This is a genomic window from Polaromonas sp. P1_F9, from assembly GCF_056405615.1.
The window spans coordinates 958,303-978,428 of the sequence record NZ_JBFUBT010000001.1 but is presented as its reverse complement, the minus strand read 5'-3'; the positions used below and the strand labels follow the sequence as shown (position 1 = coordinate 978,428).

Sequence of the window (20,126 nt, the reverse complement as noted above, 5' to 3'; positions counted from 1 at the left end):
CGCCGCATAATTGCTTTTTTTCGCCTTCCCGTTCCACTTTTCATTTCAATGTCATTTCCTACAACGAAAGCGAGTTCACATGACTGACCTGCAAAAACGTTCCCTGCTCAAGCTGGCGGCCCTGTCGGCGGTGGCGGCTGCAGCTTTGATGGGCTGCGGCAAGAAGGAAGAGCCGGCAGCGGCGCCTGCCGCGCCCGCACCAGCGGCGGCAGCGCCTGCCAAGGTCGAGCCCCTGAAAATCGCATTTGCCTATGTCGGCCCGGTGGGCGACGGTGGCTGGACCTTTGCGCACGACAACGGCCGCAAGGCCGTGGAGAAAGCCTATGGCGACAAGGTCGTCACCAGCTTCGTCGAAAAAGTACCCGAGTCGGCTGACGCCGAGCGCGTGATCCGCGACATGGCAGCCCAGGGCAACAAGCTGATCTTCGGCACCACCTTCGGCTACATGGAACCCATGCTCAAAGTGGCAGGCGATACCAAAGACGTGAAGTTCGAGCACGCCACCGGCTACAAGCAGGCCGAGAACATGCGCACCTATGACAGCCGCACCTACGAAGGTGCCTACATGGCCGGCGTGATCGCGGGCAAGATGAGCAAGACGGGCACGTTGGGCGTGGTCGGCTCGGTGCCGATTCCTGAGGTGGTGCGCAACATCAACAGCTTCACGCTGGGCGCGCAGTCGGTCAATCCCAAGGTCAAGACCAAGGTGGTATGGGTCAATGAATGGTTTAACCCACCCAAGGAAACCGAGGCGGCCACGGCGCTCATCAACGGCGGCGCCGACGTGCTGTTCCAGAACACTGATTCGTCCGCCGTGCTGCAGACTGCCGAAAAAATGGGCAAACGCGCCTTCGGCTGGGATTCAGACATGACCGCCTACGGCCCCAAGGCCCACCTGGCATCGGCCGTTATCAACTGGGGCCCGTATTACGTGAAGTCCGTGGGTGAGGCCCTTGAAGGCAAGTGGACCGGCAATACGGCTTCGTGGTGGGGCGTCAAGGAAGGCGCCATCGACATCGTGTCGATTGCCGCCGATGTGCCGGACGACACCAAAAAGCGCATTGACGAAGTCAAGGCAGGCCTGAAGGACGGCAGCTTCTCGATCTGGAAAGGCCCGATCACTGACAACACCGGCAAGGAATTGCTGGCCAAGGATGTGGTGGCGGACGACAAATTTCTCGGCGGCCTGAAGACGTATGTCAAGGGTGTCGAAGGCAAGGTTCCCGGCAACTGAGGATAATGGACGCAGCGCCGTGCCTGGGGGCAACAGTTCCTGGGCCGGAGCGCTCGCAACGTAGTTTCAAAGCTGCCTTCGGGCGGCTTTTTTTGTTTCTGGAGTTGAAATGACGCCCGCACCGTTCAATGTAAAACCCGTGTCCGCAGACCGCCTGCCCGCGCTGCTCAAAAGCATGCCCAAGGCCGAGCTGCATATGCATATCGAAGGCTCGCTTGAGCCCGAACTGATCTTCGCGCTGGCCCGCCGCAACGGCGTGAACATTCCCTACGCCAGCGTTGAAGAATTGCGCAGCGCTTATGCCTTCACCAACCTGCAGAGCTTTCTTGACATTTACTACGCAGGCGCCAGTGTGCTCATCACTGAGCAGGACTTTTACGACATGGCCGAGGCCTACCTGCGCAAAGCCTCCGCTGACAACGTGGTGCACACCGAAATGTTCTTCGATCCGCAAACGCATACGGCGCGTGGTGTCAGCATGGAAACGGTCATTAATGGCCTGCATCGTGCCTGCGTGGACGCGCAGGCCGGGCTGGGCGTCAGCGCCTCGCTGATCCTGTGCTTTCTGCGTCACCTCAGCGAGGAGGACGCTTTTGAAACGCTGGAGCAGGCCTTGCCGTTTCGCGATAAATTCATCGGCATCGGGCTGGATTCGGGCGAGGTCGGCAACCCGCCAGAGAAGTTTGCCCGCGTATTTGCGCGCTGCCGCGAGCTGGGCTTTCACCTGGTGGCCCACGCCGGGGAGGAAGGCCCGCCCGAATACGTCTGGACGGCGCTCGATGTGCTCAAGGTGGAGCGTGTGGACCACGGCGTGCGTTCCAGCCGCGACGCGCTGCTGATGCAGCGCCTGGCGCAAGACCGTATTCCGCTCACGGTCTGCCCGCTTTCCAACCTCAAGCTCTGCGTGTTCCCGGATCTTGCCAGCCACAACCTGCGCGAGCTGCTTGATGCCGGGCTGGTGGCCACGGTCAATTCAGACGACCCGGCCTATTTCGGCGGCTACATGAATGACAATTTCACGCAGACTTTTGCTGCGACGGGACTGAATGCGCAGCATGCCTATGCGTTGGCGCGCAACAGCTTTGAGGCAAGCTTCATCGAAGCCCCGGCAAAGTCCCGCTATATCAATCGCCTCAACCAGGTCTTCGAAACATTTCAATAAGCCCATCAGCGCGTTGTCCCCGGGGCGCGGCCTGAATTCAACATGACGGAGAACTGTGTATGGCGTTGACGCCAAAAGAAGGGCAAACCCTTGCCGCCCACAATCCCTGGCCCATCGCTCTGGCGGGGTTGGTGGCGTTGGCGGTGGCCATGGGCCTCGGGCGCTTTGCCTTCACACCGCTGCTGCCGATGATGCTCAACGACGGCGTGGTCGATTTGCCGACAGCCAGCTGGCTGGCCAGCGCAAATTACTTTGGCTACATGCTGGGCGCGATTCTCTGCACGCTGCAGCCCTGGCTGTGGGCGCGCTTAAAGTGGCTGCCGCACCTGGCGTATTCGTCTCTGGTGCGCGCTGGTCTGGTTGCCACCGGTGTGCTTACGCTGGCGATGGGCTGGCATTTTCCGGCTGCATGGCCGCTGCTGCGCTTTGCCGCGGGCGTGACCAGCGCGGTGGTGTTCGTCTTCACGTCGGGCTGGTGCCTCTCGCAGCTGGCCAGGCGCGGCGTGCCCGCGATGGGCGGCATCATCTACGTCGGGCCGGGCGCCGGCATTTTGGTGAGCGGCCTGTTTGCCACCGGCATGGTGGCCTGGCACTGGACGGCCGCCACCGGCTGGATGATTTTCGGCGTGCTGGCGTTTGCGCTGACAGCCTCGGTGTGGCAGGTCTTGCGCGGCGGCGATGAACGCCTGACTGCACTGGTGCCACGCGCTGCTGCCCGGCCGGGTGATGCGCCGCAGCACCACGGCAATGCCGAAATGACCCTGCTCACGCTGGCCTACGGCCTCGCCGGCTTCGGCTACATCATCACCGCCACTTTTCTGCCGGTGATCGCGCGTGCGGCCTTGCCGGGTTCGGCCTGGCTGGACATGTTCTGGCCCATCTTCGGCCTGGGCGTGATGCTGGGTGCGCTGCTGGCCACGCGACTGCCGCCGGGCAAGGACTTCCGCCTGCTGCTGACCGGCTGCTACTTCCTGCAGGCGCTGGGCATCGCCGCCAGCCTCTGGAGCCCCAGCCTCGCAGGCTTTGCCATCGGCAGCCTGATGCTGGGCGTTCCCTTTACTGCCATTACTTTTTTTGCGATGCAGGAAGTGCGCCGCCTGAAACCCGCCACGGCCGCCAGTTTCATGGGCCTGCTGACAGCCACCTACGGTGTTGGCCAGATCCTCGGCCCGCCGCTGGTCGCGGTGCTGCTGCGGCGCACACCCAACGCCGGCGCGGGTTTCACGCTCTCGCTGGAAATTGCAGCAGCCTCGCTGCTGGTGGGCGCGGTGATGTATCTGTGGATGGCGAAGGCTTATCCGGTGTTGCCGGCTGGCAGCGCAGCTGCGCAGAAGTAAGCACTTCGCTCATCAGTCAGGACTCAGTGAGGACCGGGCTGTTGCACCAGCGCCATGGCAAACTTGCCGCCGCCCACCGACCAGTCCGAATAGTCGTTTTCATGCATGAAGATGAAAACGTCATCGGCGGCAACACCGGCGTTGGCCTTTAAATTGCGCGCGATGGCCGCATAGAGTGCGCGCTTCATCGCGTCGCTGCGGCCACGCCGCATCGTGATCTCGACGACCACCGGTTGCTCTGAACGCACCATGCCGTTGAAGCTGCGGCTGAAGAAAAACTGCTGCGCATCGTAGCCGCTGACCAAATTAAAAAGCTCGTCTTCGGGCATGCCAATGCTGTCGACCAGCGCCTGGTGAATCCCGTCGACGATGCCTTGCCGTTGCTCGGGGCTGCTGCTGTGGTGGACGCTGGTACGGACAAAAGGCATGTGATTTTTCCTCAATTTAAATAGGTGGCGATGAATTGAAGCTTTCACCGGTATGCAGGCAATTCTCGCAAGCAATCACGGCCAGGAAAAGCGATTTGTTCGCAAGTCATATGTGCCATAAACTCACATAGTGTTGAAACGCCACCTCCCACCTTTGAATGCCCTGCGTGCCTTTGAAGCTGCTGCCCGGCTGGGCCGCATGACGGCTGCAGCCGAGGAGTTGTCGGTGACCCCCGGGGCCATCAGCCGTCAGGTGCGCCAGCTGGAGCAGTCCTTGGGTGTGCCGCTCTTCGAGGGTGCCAAAAACAAGCCACAACTGACCGATGCCGGCGCCGCCCTGTGGCCAGCCCTTTCCACTGCGTTGGACCAGATGGAAGCCGCCGTGCGTGAAGTGCGCAGCAGCGAGGCCGGAACGCTGGACGTTTCCTGTTTCAGTACCTTCACCGTCAAGTGGCTGATTCCGCGTCTCTATGACTTTAATGCGCGCCATCCCGATATCGACGTCCGGCTCAGCGCCGCCGAGCGTGTGGTCGATGTGGATCGTGACCGTTACGACCTCGTCATCACGATAGACGGGCGGGGCAGCGAAAAATCGGGCACGCTGCTGCCGCTGTTTGTGGAGCGCCTGGGACCTGTCATGGCGCCTGCGCTCGCCAATCGGGCGAACGTGCGCGAAGCGATCGACCTGGCCCGCTTGCCGCTGCTGCACACCCAGACGCGGCGGGATGCCTGGCAGATGTGGTGCGAGTCGCGCGGTCTTGCCCTTCCTGTTCAGGACGGTCCGGAGTTTGAGCACTATTACTTCACGCTTGAGGCGGCAGTGGCTGGGCTGGGCGTTTGCATCGCGCCCTGGCACCTGGTGATGGACGATATCCGCGCGGGGCGGCTGGTGGCGCCGCTGGGCTTTGAGGAAAGCAGCTACCAGTACGTGGCCAGGCGCCGGGCCAGGACGGATGTGCGGCTGGACAGATTTTGCGATTGGCTCGAAAAACAGGCGCACGAAGCTCCGGAGCCCTGAAGCCGCTATTGGCCGGTAAATCCCCCGAAATACCGCCATCGGCCGTTGGCCGTTAAAATCAGGGCTTGCGTGCTGCCTCGGCGCGCCGGCATTTGCTTTGACTCCGGGGCCATGTAGAGGACTACCATGTATAAAAACCTCGCGACCCCTGGTCTTCCGGCCGCTGTGGGCGCCTGTTTTATTTCTCTTTTCCCCCCAGTTTCCCAACTGACCTTGCGACCGCAGATGCCTGCGCAGGCCGCGCCATGAGCTACCAGGTCAAGGAAATTTTCTACACGCTGCAGGGCGAGGGCGCCAATGCCGGGCGGCCGGCGGTGTTCTGCCGCTTTGCCGGCTGCAACCTCTGGACAGGCCGTGAGCAGGACCGCGCTACCGCCGTCTGCAAGTTTTGCGACACCGACTTTGTGGGCACCGACGGCACGCTGGGCGGCAAGTTTCGCGCTGCCGATGCGCTGGCCGACCGCATCGCTGCACAATGGCCGGCCGGTGACAGCACCCACCGCTTTGTGGTGATGACGGGTGGCGAGCCGCTGCTACAGGTCGATGCCGAACTGATTGCCGCGTTGCACGCGCGCGGCTTCCAGATCGCGGTCGAGACCAACGGCACCATCGCCGCGCCCGAGGGCATCGACTGGATCTGCGTCAGCCCCAAGGCCGGCGCGCCCTGGGTGCAACGCGCGGGCCATGAACTCAAGGTGGTGTGGCCGCAGAGCAGTTTTGACCTGGCCGAACTGGAAGCCGCCGACTTCACCCACCGCTACCTGCAGCCCATGGATAACCCCCAGCGCCAGCAGAACACCGAAACCTGCATCCAGCTGTGCATGGCCCGCCCCGCGTGGCGCCTCAGCCTGCAGACCCACAAGATCACGGGCATCCGATGAGCACAACAAAAACCACGGCAGCCCCCATGCGCTGCGAGATCAGCCAGACTTTCTACTTTGACGCGGCGCACACCTTGAAGCGCGTCATCGAGGCCGACAGCAGCAAACGCTTGCATGGCCATACCTACAACGCGGAAGTTTTCCTCGCCGGCGTGCCTGACCCGGTAACCGGCATGGTGATGGATCTCGGCCTGGTACGGCGCGAAATCGAGGTGCTGCGCGAGGAACTGGACCACCACCTGCTCGACGACGTGAAAGATCTGGGCCCGCCCACGCTGGAAAACCTGTGCCAGTTCATCTTCCGCAAGCTGGACGCACGCCTGCCGGGCTTGACTTCGGTACGGGTCTGGCGCGCCTCGCTGGGCGACGGCTGCCGTGTGAGCCGCTGAACCCGGCTGTCCGGCTGGCAACAAGCTCAATAGGCCTTATCGGGTTTTGAATATTCAGCCCGCCGGTGACTGGGTTAATCTTGCAGCCATGAAAGCCTATCGCGCCGCCCTCCTGTACTTTGCCGCGCCTGCGCAGGCCGTTTATGAGGCTGATGGCCTGCTGGTGACCGGACCCGATGCCGAAGGCCGCCAGGTCGTGCAGGCTGTTGGCAGCTACCAGGCGCTGGTGTCCCAATTTGCCGAGGTGCCCACAGAACACCTGCCGGGCCGCCTCATTGCGCCGGGTTTTGTCGACATGCACGTTCACTATCCGCAGCTGGACGTGATCGGCTCGCCTGCCGAAGGGCTGCTGCCCTGGCTTGAAAACTATACTTTTCCAGAAGAAAAACGCTTCGCAAGCAAGGACCACTGTGCGCAAGCAGCTACGTTTTTCATAGCAGAGCTGCTGCGCAACGGGGTCACCACGGCGCTGGCTTTCGCGACTTCGCATGTGGAATCCGTCAACGCGCTGTTCGCCGAGGCACAAAAAAACCAGTTGCGCCTCATGACGGGCAAATGCCTGATGGACCAGAATGCGCCGGATGGCGTGCGCGATGAAACGGTGCAGAGCCTGCAGGACACCGAAGCGCTGATCCTGCGCTGGCACGGCGTGGATCGGCTGGGCTATGCCATCACGCCGCGTTTTGTGCCCAGCTGCAGTGAGGCGCAGCTGCGTGGCGCCGGCGAGCTGGCGGCGAAATACCCGGATGTGTGGATCCAGTCCCATGTCGCCGAGAACAAGGACGAAATCGCCTGGGTGCGGCAGCTTTATCCGAAGGCGCGCAGCTACCTCAGCGTCTACGAACAGTTCGGCCTGCTGCGCCCGCGGGCCGTATATGCGCATTGCATCCACATCGACGACGAAGACCGTGCCCTGATGCGCGGCACCGGCACGGCGGCGGCCGTGAGCCCGACCAGCAACCTGTTTCTGGGCAGCGGGTTTTTCGACTATGAGGGTGCGGACAGGATCGGCTTCCCGTACGGCCTGGCCAGCGACGTCGGCGGTGGGACCTCTTTCAGCCCTTTTCACACCATGCTGGCGGCCTACTATGTGGGAAGGGAAGGGCAGACCAAAACCGGTCTCTCGCTCAAGCCGCAGCACCTGTGGTGGCAGCACACCGCGGGCGCGGCGCGGGCGCTGGGCCTGGAAGGCGTTGTCGGTAACCTGCAGCCCGGTTGCGAAGCGGATTTTGTGGTGCTGGACCTGCAGGCCACGCCTTTGCTGGCCCGCAAGACCGCTCAGGCCGCCAGCCTGGACGAACTGCTGTTCTCCCTGATCGTGCTAGGCGATGACCGGCTCATTCAAAAGACGGTGATTTCGCAAGCGGGGCAGTCGCTGCCGGTCTGAAAACAGCCTTCAATCCAGAGGAATAAGGGTTCCAACCAATATGGGCGGGCGCAAGCAGCTATCAAAAGAATAGCTGATGGATCAAGCCGTAACGCTACTCTGGTTCGGAATCCCCTCCATAGGCGCCTCATCCGTCCCGATCGTCGTCCGCGTAAACGACTCCACCTGCTTGCGTGCGGTCTCCGGGTCGCGCAGCCAGTCGGCATAAAAGCTGAAGGGGCAGGTGGGTGTTCCCTTGTCGCCATCGCCCGAATTGATCATGCCGGTGTAGCCGCGGTGCAGCAGCTTGAACAAGTGATTTTCCGACTGGCCGTTGCGGCGGAAGTCGCGGATCAGGCTCTTGGACAGCGCCGCATACTGCACCCCCATTTCTTCTTCGCCGCATTCGCCCAGCGTGCGGCCGTCAAAGCCGATCAGCGCGGAATGGCCGAAATAGGAGTACACGCCGTCAAAACCTGAAGCGTTGGCCACCGCCACATAGGTGTTGTTGGCAAATGCCATGGCCTTGCTGATCAAAATCTGCTGTTCTTTGGCCGGGTACATATAACCTTGGCATCGCACGATGAGCTCGGCGCCCTTCATCGCGCAGTCGCGCCAGATCTCCGGGTAGTTGCCGTCGTCGCAGATGATCAGGCTGATCTTCATGCCCTTTGGCCCGTCGCTCACATAGGTGCGGTCGCCGGGGTACCAGCCTTCAATCGGCACCCAGGGCATGATCTTGCGGTACTTCTGCACGATCTCACCCTGGTCGTTCATCAGGATCAGGGTGTTGTAGGGCGCCTTGCGCGGGTGCTCTTCATGCCGCTCGCCCGTGAGCGAGAACACGCCCCACACTTTGGCCCGCCGGCAGGCGGCCGCGAAGATCTCGGTCTCAAAGCCCGGCACCGTGGCGGCGTTCTCATGCATCTCCTTGCTGTCGTACATGATGCCGTGGGTGCTGTACTCGGGGAAGATCACCAGGTCCAGGCCGGGCAGGCCCTTCTTCATGCCTTCGAGCATGCGCGCGATGTTGTTCGCGTTCTCCACCACCTCGGCTTTGGTATGAAGCCGAGGCATCTTGTAGTTGACCACCGCGACGCCGACGGTGTCCTTGCTGCTTGAAATATCGCCGTGAATCATGGGGTGCTCCTTGAGAAGAGTGGCTTCAGTGACTGATCATCCACGGGCGTTTGCTGGGAAAAGCTTTGTTGCCATTGGGCGCGGTGAGCGTGGCGCCGCGCTTGCCGCTTGAACAACAGCCGCAGCCGGCCGGGTGCTTGAGCCGCGCGTAGTCGCCGGAGCGCTTGGGCTCATGCCGTGCGCGCTCATTGGTGTCCATGGCGCGGCGCGCGCCGTCTTCCATCAACGCCAGCGAAGGCGCGACGGACAGAATGCGCGCGGCGGGGCCGCCGCAGGCCGGGCAGGCGGCCGCCTGGTTGCGCATCGAGACCGAGCGCAGCGCGTCAAAGCTGCCGCATTGCGGGCAGTCGTAGTCGTAGGTAGGCATGACCGGTTTCTCCGTATCAGGGCAGGTCGGGCGACAGCGGCATGCTGATCTTGCCGTCGATGTGCTTGACCGGTCCCGACGCGTTCGGGTTGATGTCGAAGTCGAAGATGCCGGTGGGCAGCCACAGCGTGGCACAGGAATTCGGCACGTCGACCACGCCGCTGATGTGGCCCTGCACCGGCGCCGTGCCCAGGATGGAATACGCCTGCGCGCCCGAGTAGCCGAACTTCTTGAGGTACTCGATGGCGTTCAGGCAGGCCTGGCGGTAGGCGACGTTGACGTCCAGGTAGTACTGCTTGCCGGCCTCGTCGACCGAGATGCCTTCGAAGATCAAATAGTCGTCGTAGCGTGGCGTGATCACGCTGGGCTTGAAGATGGGGTTCTTGATGCCGTACTTGGCCATGCCGCCCTTGATCAGCGTGACCTTCATGTGCACCCAGCCGGCCATCTCGATGGCGCCGCAGAAAGTGATCTCGCCGTCACCCTGGCTGAAGTGCAGGTCGCCCACCGACAGGCCGGCGCCATCGACGTAGACCGGGAAGTAGACCTTGGAGCCGCGCGACAAATCCTTGATGTCGCAGTTGCCGCCGTGCTCGCGCGGCGGCACGGTGCGCGCGCCCTCGGCGGCGGCCTTGTCGCGTGCCGCGCCCGTCATCTTGCCCATGTGGGCGGTGCCGGCCGAAGGCGGGTTGGCGAGGCCCGTGCGCGTCGGCTCGCTGTCGATCAGCGCCTGCTCGCGCGTGTTCCACATCTCCAGCATGGCTTTGTCGGGCAGGCAGCCTATCAGGCCGGGGTGGATGAGCCCGGCGAAGTTCACGCCCGGAACGTGGCGCGAACTCGTGAACATGCCCTTGAAGTCCCAGATCGATTTTTGCGCTTCAGGGAAATGGTCGGTCAGGAAGCCGCCGCCGTTCTTCTTGCTGAAGAAGCCGTTGAAGCCCCAGAGGCTGTCCTGCTTGGCGCCTATGTCCAGCAGGTCCACCACCAGCAGGTCGCCGGGTTCCGCGCCCTTGACCCCGACCGGGCCTGACAGGTAATGCACCGTGGAAAGGTCGATGTCGCGCACATCATCGGCGCTGTCGTTGTTCTTGATGAAGCCGCCGGTCCAGTCGAAGGTTTCCAGGATGAAATCATCGCCCGGGTTGACCCAGCAGGCCATGGGGATGTCCGGGTGCCAGCGGTTGTGGATGTTTTCGTTGAGGGTGGGCGACTTCGTCAGGTCAACCTTGATCAGCGTGTCAGTCATGCCATATCTCCTGGTGGTGATGAATAAAGGGAAAGGGAAAAGAAAATCAGACGGAAAGAAACTGCTTGATGCGCGCCGTGTCGGTGCCGGCCCGAGTGCTTTCATGCACCAGCTGCCCGCCCTCGATCACGAAAAGCCGGTCGGCCACGTCCATCGCAAAGCTCAGCACCTGCTCCGACACCACGATCGTGATTTCGCGCATCTTGCGGATCTCGTTGAGCGCACGCGCGATGTCCTTGATGATGGATGGCTGTATGCCCTCGGTCGGCTCGTCCAGCAGCAGCACCTTGGGGTTGGTCACCAGCGCGCGGGCAATCGCCAGCTGCTGTTGCTGGCCGCCCGACAGGTTGCCGCCCTTGCGGCCGCGCATGTCGAAGAGCACCGGGAACAGCGCGTAGATCTCGTCCGGGATCTGCTTGTGTTTGGCGTTCTCCAGGCCGGTCAGGATGTTCTCCTGCACCGTCAGCGTCGGGAAAATCATGCGGCCCTGCGGCACATAGGCCACGCCCTTGGCAACCCGCTGGTAGCTCTCGTCCTTGGAGATATCCAGGCCGTCGACTTCAATCGTTCCGGACTTGAGCGGCAGGATGCCGATCAGCGACTTGAACAGCGTGGTCTTGCCCATGCCGTTGCGGCCCATGATGGCCACGGTTTCATTCTTCTTGGCCGAGAAGCTGATGCCGTGCAGCGCCTCGCTCTGGCCGTAGCTGACGTGGAGGTTGTTGACGTTGAGCATGGTGGTTCCTTGGTGCTTTAGCGCTTAATGGCCCAGGTACACGTCGATCACGCGCGGGTCGGCCTGCACTTTTTCCATCGACCCTTCGGCCAGGATCTTTCCCTGGTGCATGACGGTCACCTTGTCGGCGATGCGCTTGACGAACTCCATGTCGTGCTCGATGACGATCATGGCGCGGCCCTTGCAGATGCGTTTGAGCAGCTCGGCCGTGAGCTCGCGCTCGCGCACGCTCATGCCGGCGATCGGTTCGTCCAGCATCAGCAGCTCCGGGTCCTGCATCAGCAGCATGCCGATCTCCAGCCACTGCTTTTGCCCGTGCGAGAGCAGGCCGGCTTCGGTGTCCACTTGATCAGCCAGGCCGATCTCGGCCGCCACGGCCTGCACGCGGGCCTTGACTTCCTCGCTGCGCTTGAAGAACAGCGCGCCGAACACGCCGCGCCCGCGCGGGAAGGACACTTCCAGGTTCTGGAACACGCTGAGGTTTTCGTAGATGGACGGCGTCTGGAACTTGCGGCCTATGCCGGATCGCACGATCTGGTATTCGGGCAGCTTGGTCATCTCGGCGTTCTTGAACTTGATGCGGCCGTGGCTGGCGCGGGTCTTGCCGCAGATCAGGTCCAGCAGCGTGGTCTTGCCCGCGCCGTTGGGGCCTATGATCACGCGCAGCTCGTTCTGGTCGACGTAGAGGTTCAGGCTGTCGATGGCCTTGAAGCCATCGAAGGACACCGTCAGGTCTTCGACCGACAGCACAAAGTCCTTGGGGGTCATGGCGGGAGCGATCATGGTGGCGTCCTTGGGTAGTTCAGGTCTGCTGGCCAGTCAAGCCGGCGGGCAGCGTGGGCGTTTCATGCGTCGTCACTGCCGGCGGCGCCGTCGGAGGAGCGGCAGGCGGGGCAACTTTCTCCCGGCGGCTGAAGTGCCTGGCCAGCCAGGGCTTGACCCGCTGCGTGTAGACGCCGGCCAGGCCGTCGGGGAAGGCCAGCACCACGCCCAGGAACATGCCGGCCATCAGGAACAGCCAGAGGTCGGGAAAGCTCTCGGAAAAATAGGTCTTGCCGAAGTTCACCAGCAGCGCGCCGTAGACCGCGCCCACCAGCGACATGCGCCCGCCCACGGCGGCGAAGATCACCATCTCAATCGACGGTACGATGCCGACCAGTGAGGGCGACATGAAGCCCACCTGCAGGGTGAACATCGCGCCGCCCACGGCCGACAGCATGGCCGCGAAGCAGAAGGCGAAGACCCGGAACATGGCCACGTCGTAGCCCGAAAAGCGCACGCGGTCTTCCTTGTCACGCATGGCCAGCAGCAGCGTGCCCAGCTTGCTCTTCTGGATCCAGGTGCACAGCACGATGGCACCCAGCAGCAGGCCCACGGTGGCAAAGTAGAGGATGTACTTGGCGCTGTCGGTGCGGGTGTCCCATCCGAGGATGGTCTTGAGGTCGGTCATGCCGTTGACGCCGCCGGTGTAGCCCTGTTGGCCGATGATGAGCACCGTGAGGATCAGCGCCACGGCCTGCGTGATGATGGCAAAGTAGACGCCGCCCACACGCCGCTTGAACATGGCGTAGCCGATGATGAAGGCCAGCAGCGTGGGCACGACCAGGATCAGCAGCAAGGTCAGCGGGAAGGACTGGAAGGGCTTCCACCAGATCGGCAGTGCGGTGATCTGGTTCCAGTCCATGAAGTCGGGGATGCCGGGCGTGGACTGGATTTTGGTGGTGATAGGGTCGCTGGCTTCAAGCTTCAAGAACATCGCCATGCCGTAGCCGCCCAGGCCGAAGAACACGCCCTGGCCCAGGCTGAGCACGCCGCCGTAGCCCCACAGCATGACCAGCCCCAGCGCGACGAAGGAATAGCTCAGGTATTTGCCCACGAGGTTGAGGCGAAACAAATCCAGCGCGAGGGGAAAGACCACCAGCAGCACCAGGGCGAGCAGGGCGACGTTGCCCAGGCCGTTGCGCACTATCCATTGCTTGAGGCTGTTCATGAAAAACTCCGGTTATCTGGATTGCTGTGGGAATAAGTTGAAAGCTCAGCGCCGCACCTTGGAGGCGAACAAACCTTGCGGGCGCAGCATCAGGATGGTCACGATGGTCATCAAGGTCAGCACCTTGGCCATCGAGCCGGTCATGAAGAACTCGGCAATCGATTGCGTCTGCGCGATACCGAAGGCCGAGACCACAGTGCCCAGCAGGCTGGCCGCGCCGCCGAAGGTGACGACCAGGAAAGCATCGACGATGTAGAGCGATCCGCTGGTCGGGCCGGTGGAGCCAATCGTGGTGAAGGCCGCGCCGGCCACGCCCGCAATGCCGCAGCCGATGGCAAAGGTCAGGCGGTCGGTCTTCTTGGTGTTGATGCCGGTGGCGTTGGCCATCACGCGGTTGGCGACCGTGGCGCGTACGCGCAGGCCCCAGCGCGACTTGTGCAGTGCGATCAACACGCCGCAGGTCGCGATCAATGTGAGCGCCATCACGAACATGCCGTTGATCGGAATGTCCAGGCCGGGGGCCGGCGCCCATGAGCCCATGAGCCATTCGGGCAGGGTGGGGCTGACTTCCTTGGCGCCGAAGGTGGTGCGGAAGATCTGCTGCATGCCCAGCGACAGGCCCCAGGTGGCCAGCAGCGTGTCCAGCGGTCGTTTGTAGAGATGCCGTATGAAAGCCCATTCGGCCAGCCAGCCGACGGCGAAGGCGAAGATGAAAGCCGCGACGATGGCGAACGGAAAGTAGGCCTGCACAAAGCCCGGTGCGTAGGTTTCCGACAAATGCGAAAACAGGTAAATCGTGTAGGCGCCTATGGTCATGAACTCGCCATGGGCCATGTTGATCACGCCCATCTGGCCGAAGATGATGGCCAGGCCCAGGCCCATGAGGAGCAGCACGGAAAACAGGCTGAGCCCGGCAAAGCCTTGCATCAGGCCGATGTTGAGCATTTCGGAAAGATTCATGGTGGGGCTCCGGTGCGAGTCAAAAAGGCGGGGCGTCTGCGAAGAAAGGACAAAGGGAAAAGAAGAAGCCCCTGCCGGCTCACCCAGCCACGTGGCTGAGTGAACCGTCAGGAGCCAGCGCTTGCGCTTACTGGTAGCCCTTGGGGAAGGGGTTGGGTTCGATCAATGCCGGGGATTCGGCCACCACCTTGAACTGGCCGTCCGCCTGGGCCTGGCCGATGCGGGCCTTGCTCCACAGGTGATGGTTCTCATGCAGCTTCACGTAGCCTTCGGGCGCGGTCTTGAGCTCGATGCCGGTGGAGGCCGCGGCGATCTTGTCGACGTCGAAGCTGCCGGCTTTTTCGACCGTGGCTTTCCACAGCCAGGGGCCGAGGTAGCCGGCCTGCGTCACGTCGCCGATCACAGCGTCCTTGCCGTACTTGGCCTTGAAGGCCGTCACGAAAGCCTTGTTGTTGGGGTTGTCCAGCGACTGGAAGTACTTCATGGAGGCGTAGAAACCGTTCATGTTCTCGCCGCCTATGCCCAGCACCTCGTCTTCCGTCACCGAGATGGTCAGCAGGAACTGCTTGGCGGCGGTGACGCCGGCCGCTTTCAGCTGTTTGTAGAAGGCCACGTTGGAGCCGCCCACCACGGCAATGAAGATGCAGTCGGGCTTGGCGACCTTGATCTTGTTGATCAGCGAGTTGAAGTTGGTGTGGCCCAGCGGGTAGTACTCTTCGCCGACGACCTTGCTGCCGGTGAGGTGGGCTTCGATGTGCTTGCGGCCGATTTTCATCGAGGTGCGCGGCCAGATGTAGTCGGAGCCGACCAGGAAGAAGGTCTTGGCTTTCTTTTCTTTCGAGGCCCAGTCCAGGCCGTAGAGGATCTGCTGCGTGGCTTCCTGGCCGGTGTAGATCACGTTCTTGCTCTGCTCCAGGCCTTCGTAAAAAGTCGGGTAGTAGAGCATGCCGTTTTCTTTTTCGAAGATGGGCAGCACGGCTTTGCGTGAGGCCGAGGTCCAGCAGCCGAACACGGCGGCGACCTTGTCATTGACCAGCAGTTTCTTGGATTTTTCCGCGAAGGTGGGCCAGTCGGAGGCGCCGTCTTCCTTGATGACCTTGATCTTGCGGCCCAGCACGCCGCCCATGGCGTTGATCTGGTCTATGGCGAGCTGCTCGGCCTGGATGGAACCCGTCTCGGAAATCGCCATGGTGCCGGTGGCCGAGTGCAACTGGCCCACGGTCACTTCGGTGTCGGTGACGGCCAGCTTGGTGGTGTTGACCTTGGCTGTGGGAAATTGCTGGGCTTGTGCCCAGCCGGGCAGGCCGGCCAGCGGCAGGGCCGCGGCGACGCCCTGCATGAGGCGGCGGCGGTTGATGAAGGAAGATGGATCGCGATCGTCGTTGGACATGCTGGGCTCCTGCGGTTGGTAAAAAGGTGAACGGTTGAAGAGGTGAAGGCTTGCGTTGAAGTCAGGTGAATCATGTTCACAAGGGCCGCGCATCCCTATACGTCAATCAACGTAGCCACCCTTTTGGTGCGCCGGGCACACTTCTTGCGGAACGCTTCGGGTGCGTTGCCGCAGCCCTACGGCCGTTCGACGGAGACCGCCTTGACCATCGCCACCCAGAAAATTTTCCGTATTCGACGCGAGTACAACGCGTGGGTGGCCGACGAATCCATCGAGGACTACGCGCTGCGCTATACGCCGCGCGGCTTTCGCAAGTGGTCGGAGTGGCGGGTCGGCAACACGGCCTTCGGCGCGATGTCTTTCCTGGCGCTGGAGGCGATAGGCGGCGCCATCGCGCTCAACTACGGCTTCACCAATGCACTGTGGGCCATCCTGGTGGTGGGGCTGATCACCTTCTTCACCGGCCTGCCCATCAGCTATTACGCGGCGCGCTACGGCGTGGACATGGACTTGCTGACGCGCGGCGCCGGCTTCGGTTACCTGGGCTCGACCATCACCTCGCTGATCTACGCGAGCTTTACGTTCATCTTCTTCGCGCTGGAGGCGGCCATCATGGCGCTGGCGCTGCAGATGTACCTGGACATCCCGATCGCCTGGTGTTACGTGATCAGCGCAGTGGTCATCGTGCCCATGGTGGTTCGCGGCATCACGCTGATCTCGCGCCTGCAGATGTGGACTCAGCCGTTGTGGGGCGTGCTGCTGCTCTTGCCCTACCTGGCGGTGCTCTGGAAGAACCCGCAGGCTTTTTTCGACTTCACCGGACTGACCGGACGCACCTCGGGCAGCAGCGAGTTCGACCCGCTCATGTTTGGTGCGGCCGCGACCGTGGCGTTCTCGCTTGTGGTGCAGATCGGCGAGCAGGTGGACTTCTTACGCTTCCTGCCTGAAAAAACGCATGCGAACCGCCGGCGCTGGTGGGCCGCGGTGCTGATGGCCGGGCCGGGCTGGATCGTGCTGGGCATGCTGAAGATGTTGGGCGGCGCCTTCCTGGCCTTCCTGGTGCTGCAGCACGAGCTGCCGGCCTCCAAGGCGGTGGAGCCCACGCAGATGTACCTGGCCGGCTTTGCCTACGTCTTCAGTGACCCGGCCTGGATCCTGGCCGCGACCGTGGTGTTTGTGGTGGTGTCGCAGCTCAAGATCAACCTGACCAACGCCTACGCCGGCTCACTCGCGTGGTCCAACTTCTTCGCGCGCCTCACGCACAGCCACCCGGGGCGCGTGGTGTGGCTGGTGTTCAACGTGGCGATTGCGCTGCTTTTGATGACACTGGACGTGTTCTCGGCGCTCGAGAAAGTGCTGGGGCTTTACAGCAACGTGGCGATTGCCTGGGTGGGCGCGCTGGTGGCCGACCTCGTCATCAACAAGCCGCTGGGCCTGAGCCCGCCGGGCATCGAATTCAAGCGCGCGCATCTGTACGACATCAACCCGGTGGGTCTGGGCTCCATGCTGCTGGCGACGGTGGTGTCGGTGTTCGCCTACACCGGCGCCATGGGGCCCAAGGCCGAGGCCTTTTCACCTTTCATCGCGTTGGGCATGGCGCTGGTGCTGTCGCCGCTGCTGGCCTGGGTGACCAAGGGGCGTTATTACGTCGCCCGCAAGCCGCAGGCCATGGGCGTGCCGGGCCAGATGGTGCGCTGCCACGTCTGCGAGAACGCCTTCGAGGCCGAGGACATGGCCAGCTGCCCGGCCTACGGCGCGCCCATCTGCTCACTGTGCTGCACGCTGGAGTCGCGCTGCCACGACCGCTGCAAGACGCGCTCGCGCGCCGCCGAGCAGGCCGAGGAATTTTTAGGCAAGTTGCTGCCGAGTGCGCTGTCCAGCCGCGTCAACTTCCGCGTCGGTCACTACATGGTGGTGATGCTCTCGCTGTGCGCGTTGCTGGCCACCGTGATGGGCATGGTCTACATGCAGGAGACCACCTTCCCATCCACCGGTGATCTCCCGGGCCTGCTGCGCTCGGCCTTCGTGAAAGTGTTCGCCATGCTGCTGCTGATCGTCGCGGTCTGCAGCTGGTGGGTGGTGCTGGGCAGCGAAAGCCGGCGCATGGCGCAGGACGAGTCGAACCGGCAGAACCAGCTGCTGTCGCGCGAGATTGAGGCGCATCAGCGCACCGATGCCGCGCTGCAAACCGCCAAGGAAGTGGCCGAGTCGGCCAACCAGGCCAAGACGCGTTACGTGGCCGGCATGACGCACGAGCTGCGCACGCCGCTCAACAGCATCCTGGGCTATTCGCAGATTTTGCTCAAAAGCGAAGCGCTTGCCAGCACGCCGCGCGAGGCCGTGCAGACCATACAGCGCAGCGGCGAGCACCTGCTGCAACTGGTCGACGGCCTGCTGGACCTGGCGCGTATCGAGGCCGGCCGGCTGCGGCTGGAGCCGATTCCAGTGCCGCTGCCCGACTTCCTCGAGGGCCTGGTCAGCATGGTGCGGCCACAGGCTGAGGCCAAGGGCGTGGATTTTTTCTACACCCACAGCGGCCGCATGCCGGCCTGGGTGCAGGCCGACGCCAAGCGGCTGCGCCAGATCATCATCAACCTGCTGAGCAATGCGGTGATGTTCACTGACGCGGGCAGCGTGAAGCTGCATGTGGACTGCCGGCGCGAGGTGATCCGCTTCGACGTGGTGGATACCGGCATAGGCATCGCACCGCAGGACCAGCAGCGCATCTTTCTGCCCTTTGAGCGCGGCGCCGCGGGCCGCCGCCGCGGCGAGCCGGGTACCGGCCTGGGCCTGACCATCACGGGCCTGTTGACCGCGTTGATGGGGGGGGATCTCACTTTGCAGAGCGAGCCCGACAAGGGCAGCACCTTCAGCGTGCGCCTGTACCTGCGCGAGATCGACGACCCCGGTCCGCTGGCCGACCCGCCGCACCAGATCGCCGGCTTCTTCGGCAAGCGCCGCACGTTGCTGGTGGTCGACGACCAGCCGGTGCAGCGTCAGATGCTGGCCGGCATGCTGACGCCGCTGGGCTTTGATGTGACAGAGGCGGCCAGCGGCCTTGAATGCATAGACAGCCTCAAGGACGGCGTGCCCGACGCCATCCTGCTGGACATCAGCATGGACGACCTGGACGGCTGGGAAACCGCGCTGCAGATACGCCATCGGGGTTATGCCGAGGTGCCCATCATCGTGGTGTCCGCCAATGTTTTCGAGAACCAGGCCTCGCGCCTGAAGGCCTCGGGCTGCCAGGCCTTTGTCGGCAAGCCGGTGCTGGAATCGGAATTGATGGACGCGCTGCAGCGCCACCTGGGGCTGGAGTGGGTGACCTCGGTGGTCTCGCCAGCGCCGCAGGCGGCCGGCCCGGCGGGCGAGAGTTCGCTGGGCCTGCCCGAGGAGGCCCGCGCCGGGCTAATACGGCTGGTGAAGCTGGGCCACGTGCACGGCCTGCACCGCCTGTTGGATCGCATCACGGCCGAAGACCCCGCGCTGGCCGTCAGCTGCGCGCGCTTGCGCGGCTTTGTGAGCCGCTGCGAACTGGAACTGCTGCTCGATCATTTGACGGAGGACGTTGATGCTTGAGGCTGCTGAAGAACAACGCCCCGTGGTGCTGGTGGTGGATGACGCCCCCAGCAGCCTGGGCATGCTGTGCGACACGCTGGAAGGTGAGGGCTACACCGTGCTGGTTGCGCGTGACGGCGACTCGGCCTTGCAGCGCCTGGAACTGGTCGCGCCCGACGCCATCCTGCTCGATGCCGTCATGCCCGGTCTTTCGGGCTTTGACACCTGCCGGAAAATCAAGGCCAACCCGGTCATGGCGCACATCCCGGTGATCTTCATGACCGGCCTGTCGGAGACGCCGCATGTGCTCGAAGGTTTTGCCTGCGGGGGTGTCGACTACGTTGTCAAGCCGCTGCGCGCGCAGGAGGTGGTGGCGCGGCTGCACACCCACACGCGCAATGCGCGCATGACGCGACTGGCGCGCGAGGCGGTGGACGTGGCCGGCTTCGGCGTGGTGCTGGTCGATGCGCGCGGGCGTGTCGCCTGGCGCTCGCCGCAGGCGGCCCTGTGGCTACAAGGCGTCGGGGACGGCGCCCAGCCGGGGCGCCTGCCCGAGCCGGTGTACGCCGCGCTGGAGGATGACACCGATGAGGTGCTGCTGAACCTGGCCGGCGTGCAGCTGTCGGTGCGCAACATGGGCCGGGTCGGCATTGGCGAAACCATGTTGCTGCTGGAGCAGCGCGGCGCCAACTCCGCCTCGCCCTCGCGCCTGGCCAACGCCGCGCTGACGCCGCGCGAAACCGAAGTCCTCTCCTGGCTGGCCAAGGGCAAGACCAACCGCGACATCGGCGACATCCTGGGCATGAGCCACCGCACGGTGAACAAGCACCTGGAGCACATATTTGAAAAGCTGGGCGTGGAAACACGGGCAGCAGCCGCAGCGCTGGCAACTGGGCATGTCTTTTAGACCGACCCAAGCCCTGC

The 20,126-nt window shown here is 63.2% G+C and carries 18 protein-coding genes; 9 read left to right on the top strand and 9 right to left on the bottom strand.

What is annotated here, in order from left to right; genetic code table 11:
* The first annotated feature begins 79 nt into the window (after positions 1–79).
* The 3 genes from AC1DYR_RS04610 to AC1DYR_RS04600 all read left to right on the top strand — a co-directional run bounded on the left by AC1DYR_RS04610 (position 80) and on the right by AC1DYR_RS04600 (position 3,733).
* Complete coding sequence (locus AC1DYR_RS04610; protein WP_477704027.1) at positions 80–1,234, top strand: BMP family ABC transporter substrate-binding protein; 1,155 nt, start codon at positions 80–82, stop codon at positions 1,232–1,234.
* A gap of 109 nt (positions 1,235–1,343) precedes the next feature.
* Positions 1,344–2,396, top strand: coding sequence for an adenosine deaminase (locus tag AC1DYR_RS04605; RefSeq protein WP_477704026.1), 1,053 nt, complete (start codon positions 1,344–1,346; stop codon positions 2,394–2,396).
* A 59-nt stretch (positions 2,397–2,455) separates the two neighbouring features.
* Positions 2,456–3,733, top strand: a complete 1,278-nt coding sequence (locus tag AC1DYR_RS04600) for a YbfB/YjiJ family MFS transporter (RefSeq protein WP_477704025.1) — start codon at positions 2,456–2,458, stop codon at positions 3,731–3,733.
* A gap of 23 nt (positions 3,734–3,756) precedes the next feature.
* On the opposite strand, the gene AC1DYR_RS04595 is transcribed toward AC1DYR_RS04600, so the two are convergent.
* On the bottom strand, positions 3,757–4,161 hold the full coding sequence (locus AC1DYR_RS04595) for a tautomerase family protein (protein WP_477704024.1): 405 nt from the start codon (positions 4,159–4,161) through the stop codon (positions 3,757–3,759).
* A 130-nt stretch (positions 4,162–4,291) separates the two neighbouring features.
* Here AC1DYR_RS04595 and AC1DYR_RS04590 point away from each other — a divergent pair, with 130 nt between their 5' ends.
* The 4 genes from AC1DYR_RS04590 to guaD all read left to right on the top strand — a co-directional run bounded on the left by AC1DYR_RS04590 (position 4,292) and on the right by guaD (position 7,836).
* Positions 4,292–5,179 carry a LysR substrate-binding domain-containing protein gene (locus AC1DYR_RS04590; RefSeq protein ID WP_477704023.1) on the top strand — a complete coding sequence of 296 codons (888 nt, stop codon included), beginning with the start codon at positions 4,292–4,294 and terminating at the stop codon, positions 5,177–5,179.
* Between the two features lie 245 nt (positions 5,180–5,424).
* Positions 5,425–6,060 carry a 7-carboxy-7-deazaguanine synthase gene (gene queE / locus AC1DYR_RS04585; RefSeq protein ID WP_477704022.1) on the top strand — a complete coding sequence of 212 codons (636 nt, stop codon included), beginning with the start codon at positions 5,425–5,427 and terminating at the stop codon, positions 6,058–6,060.
* Positions 6,061–6,086: 26 nt separating this feature from the next.
* Positions 6,087–6,449, top strand: coding sequence for a 6-pyruvoyl trahydropterin synthase family protein (locus tag AC1DYR_RS04580; protein ID WP_477704135.1), 363 nt, complete (start codon positions 6,087–6,089; stop codon positions 6,447–6,449).
* An 88-nt stretch (positions 6,450–6,537) separates the two neighbouring features.
* On the top strand, positions 6,538–7,836 hold the full coding sequence (gene guaD / locus AC1DYR_RS04575; protein ID WP_477704021.1) for a guanine deaminase: 1,299 nt from the start codon (positions 6,538–6,540) through the stop codon (positions 7,834–7,836).
* 81 nt (positions 7,837–7,917) lie between these two features.
* On the opposite strand, the gene AC1DYR_RS04570 is transcribed toward guaD, so the two are convergent.
* The 8 genes from AC1DYR_RS04570 to urtA all read right to left on the bottom strand — a co-directional run bounded on the left by AC1DYR_RS04570 (position 7,918) and on the right by urtA (position 15,644).
* Positions 7,918–8,955: an aliphatic amidase gene (locus AC1DYR_RS04570; RefSeq protein ID WP_477704020.1), complete on the bottom strand. Its 1,038-nt coding sequence runs from the start codon at positions 8,953–8,955 to the stop codon at positions 7,918–7,920.
* 25 nt (positions 8,956–8,980) lie between these two features.
* Positions 8,981–9,322 (bottom strand): zinc ribbon domain-containing protein, encoded by a 342-nt coding sequence (locus AC1DYR_RS04565; RefSeq protein ID WP_411885348.1) that lies wholly within the window; start codon positions 9,320–9,322, stop codon positions 8,981–8,983.
* Positions 9,323–9,338: 16 nt separating this feature from the next.
* Entirely contained in the window at positions 9,339–10,568 is a 1,230-nt protein-coding gene (gene fmdA / locus AC1DYR_RS04560) for a formamidase (protein ID WP_477704019.1), read from the bottom strand.
* 46 nt (positions 10,569–10,614) lie between these two features.
* Complete coding sequence (gene urtE / locus AC1DYR_RS04555) at positions 10,615–11,304, bottom strand: urea ABC transporter ATP-binding subunit UrtE (RefSeq protein ID WP_436157998.1); 690 nt, start codon at positions 11,302–11,304, stop codon at positions 10,615–10,617.
* Positions 11,305–11,328: 24 nt separating this feature from the next.
* Positions 11,329–12,072 (bottom strand): urea ABC transporter ATP-binding protein UrtD, encoded by a 744-nt coding sequence (urtD, locus tag AC1DYR_RS04550; protein ID WP_477704134.1) that lies wholly within the window; start codon positions 12,070–12,072, stop codon positions 11,329–11,331.
* A 34-nt stretch (positions 12,073–12,106) separates the two neighbouring features.
* A complete protein-coding gene (gene urtC / locus AC1DYR_RS04545; protein ID WP_477704018.1) occupies positions 12,107–13,294 on the bottom strand; it encodes an urea ABC transporter permease subunit UrtC in 1,188 nt (395 codons plus the stop codon).
* Between the two features lie 45 nt (positions 13,295–13,339).
* A complete protein-coding gene (gene urtB / locus AC1DYR_RS04540; RefSeq protein ID WP_477704017.1) occupies positions 13,340–14,254 on the bottom strand; it encodes an urea ABC transporter permease subunit UrtB in 915 nt (304 codons plus the stop codon).
* Between the two features lie 127 nt (positions 14,255–14,381).
* Positions 14,382–15,644, bottom strand: a complete 1,263-nt coding sequence (urtA, locus tag AC1DYR_RS04535) for an urea ABC transporter substrate-binding protein (protein ID WP_436158001.1) — start codon at positions 15,642–15,644, stop codon at positions 14,382–14,384.
* Positions 15,645–15,845: 201 nt separating this feature from the next.
* On the opposite strand from urtA, the gene AC1DYR_RS04530 reads away from it, so the two are divergent.
* Both AC1DYR_RS04530 and AC1DYR_RS04525 read left to right on the top strand, forming a co-directional pair.
* Positions 15,846–19,223 carry a hybrid sensor histidine kinase/response regulator gene (locus AC1DYR_RS04530; protein ID WP_477704016.1) on the top strand — a complete coding sequence of 1,126 codons (3,378 nt, stop codon included), beginning with the start codon at positions 15,846–15,848 and terminating at the stop codon, positions 19,221–19,223.
* On the top strand, positions 19,216–20,109 hold the full coding sequence (locus AC1DYR_RS04525) for a response regulator (RefSeq protein WP_477704015.1): 894 nt from the start codon (positions 19,216–19,218) through the stop codon (positions 20,107–20,109). Before AC1DYR_RS04530 ends, AC1DYR_RS04525 begins: the two co-directional genes overlap by 8 nt.
* The last annotated feature ends 17 nt before the right edge of the window (positions 20,110–20,126 follow it).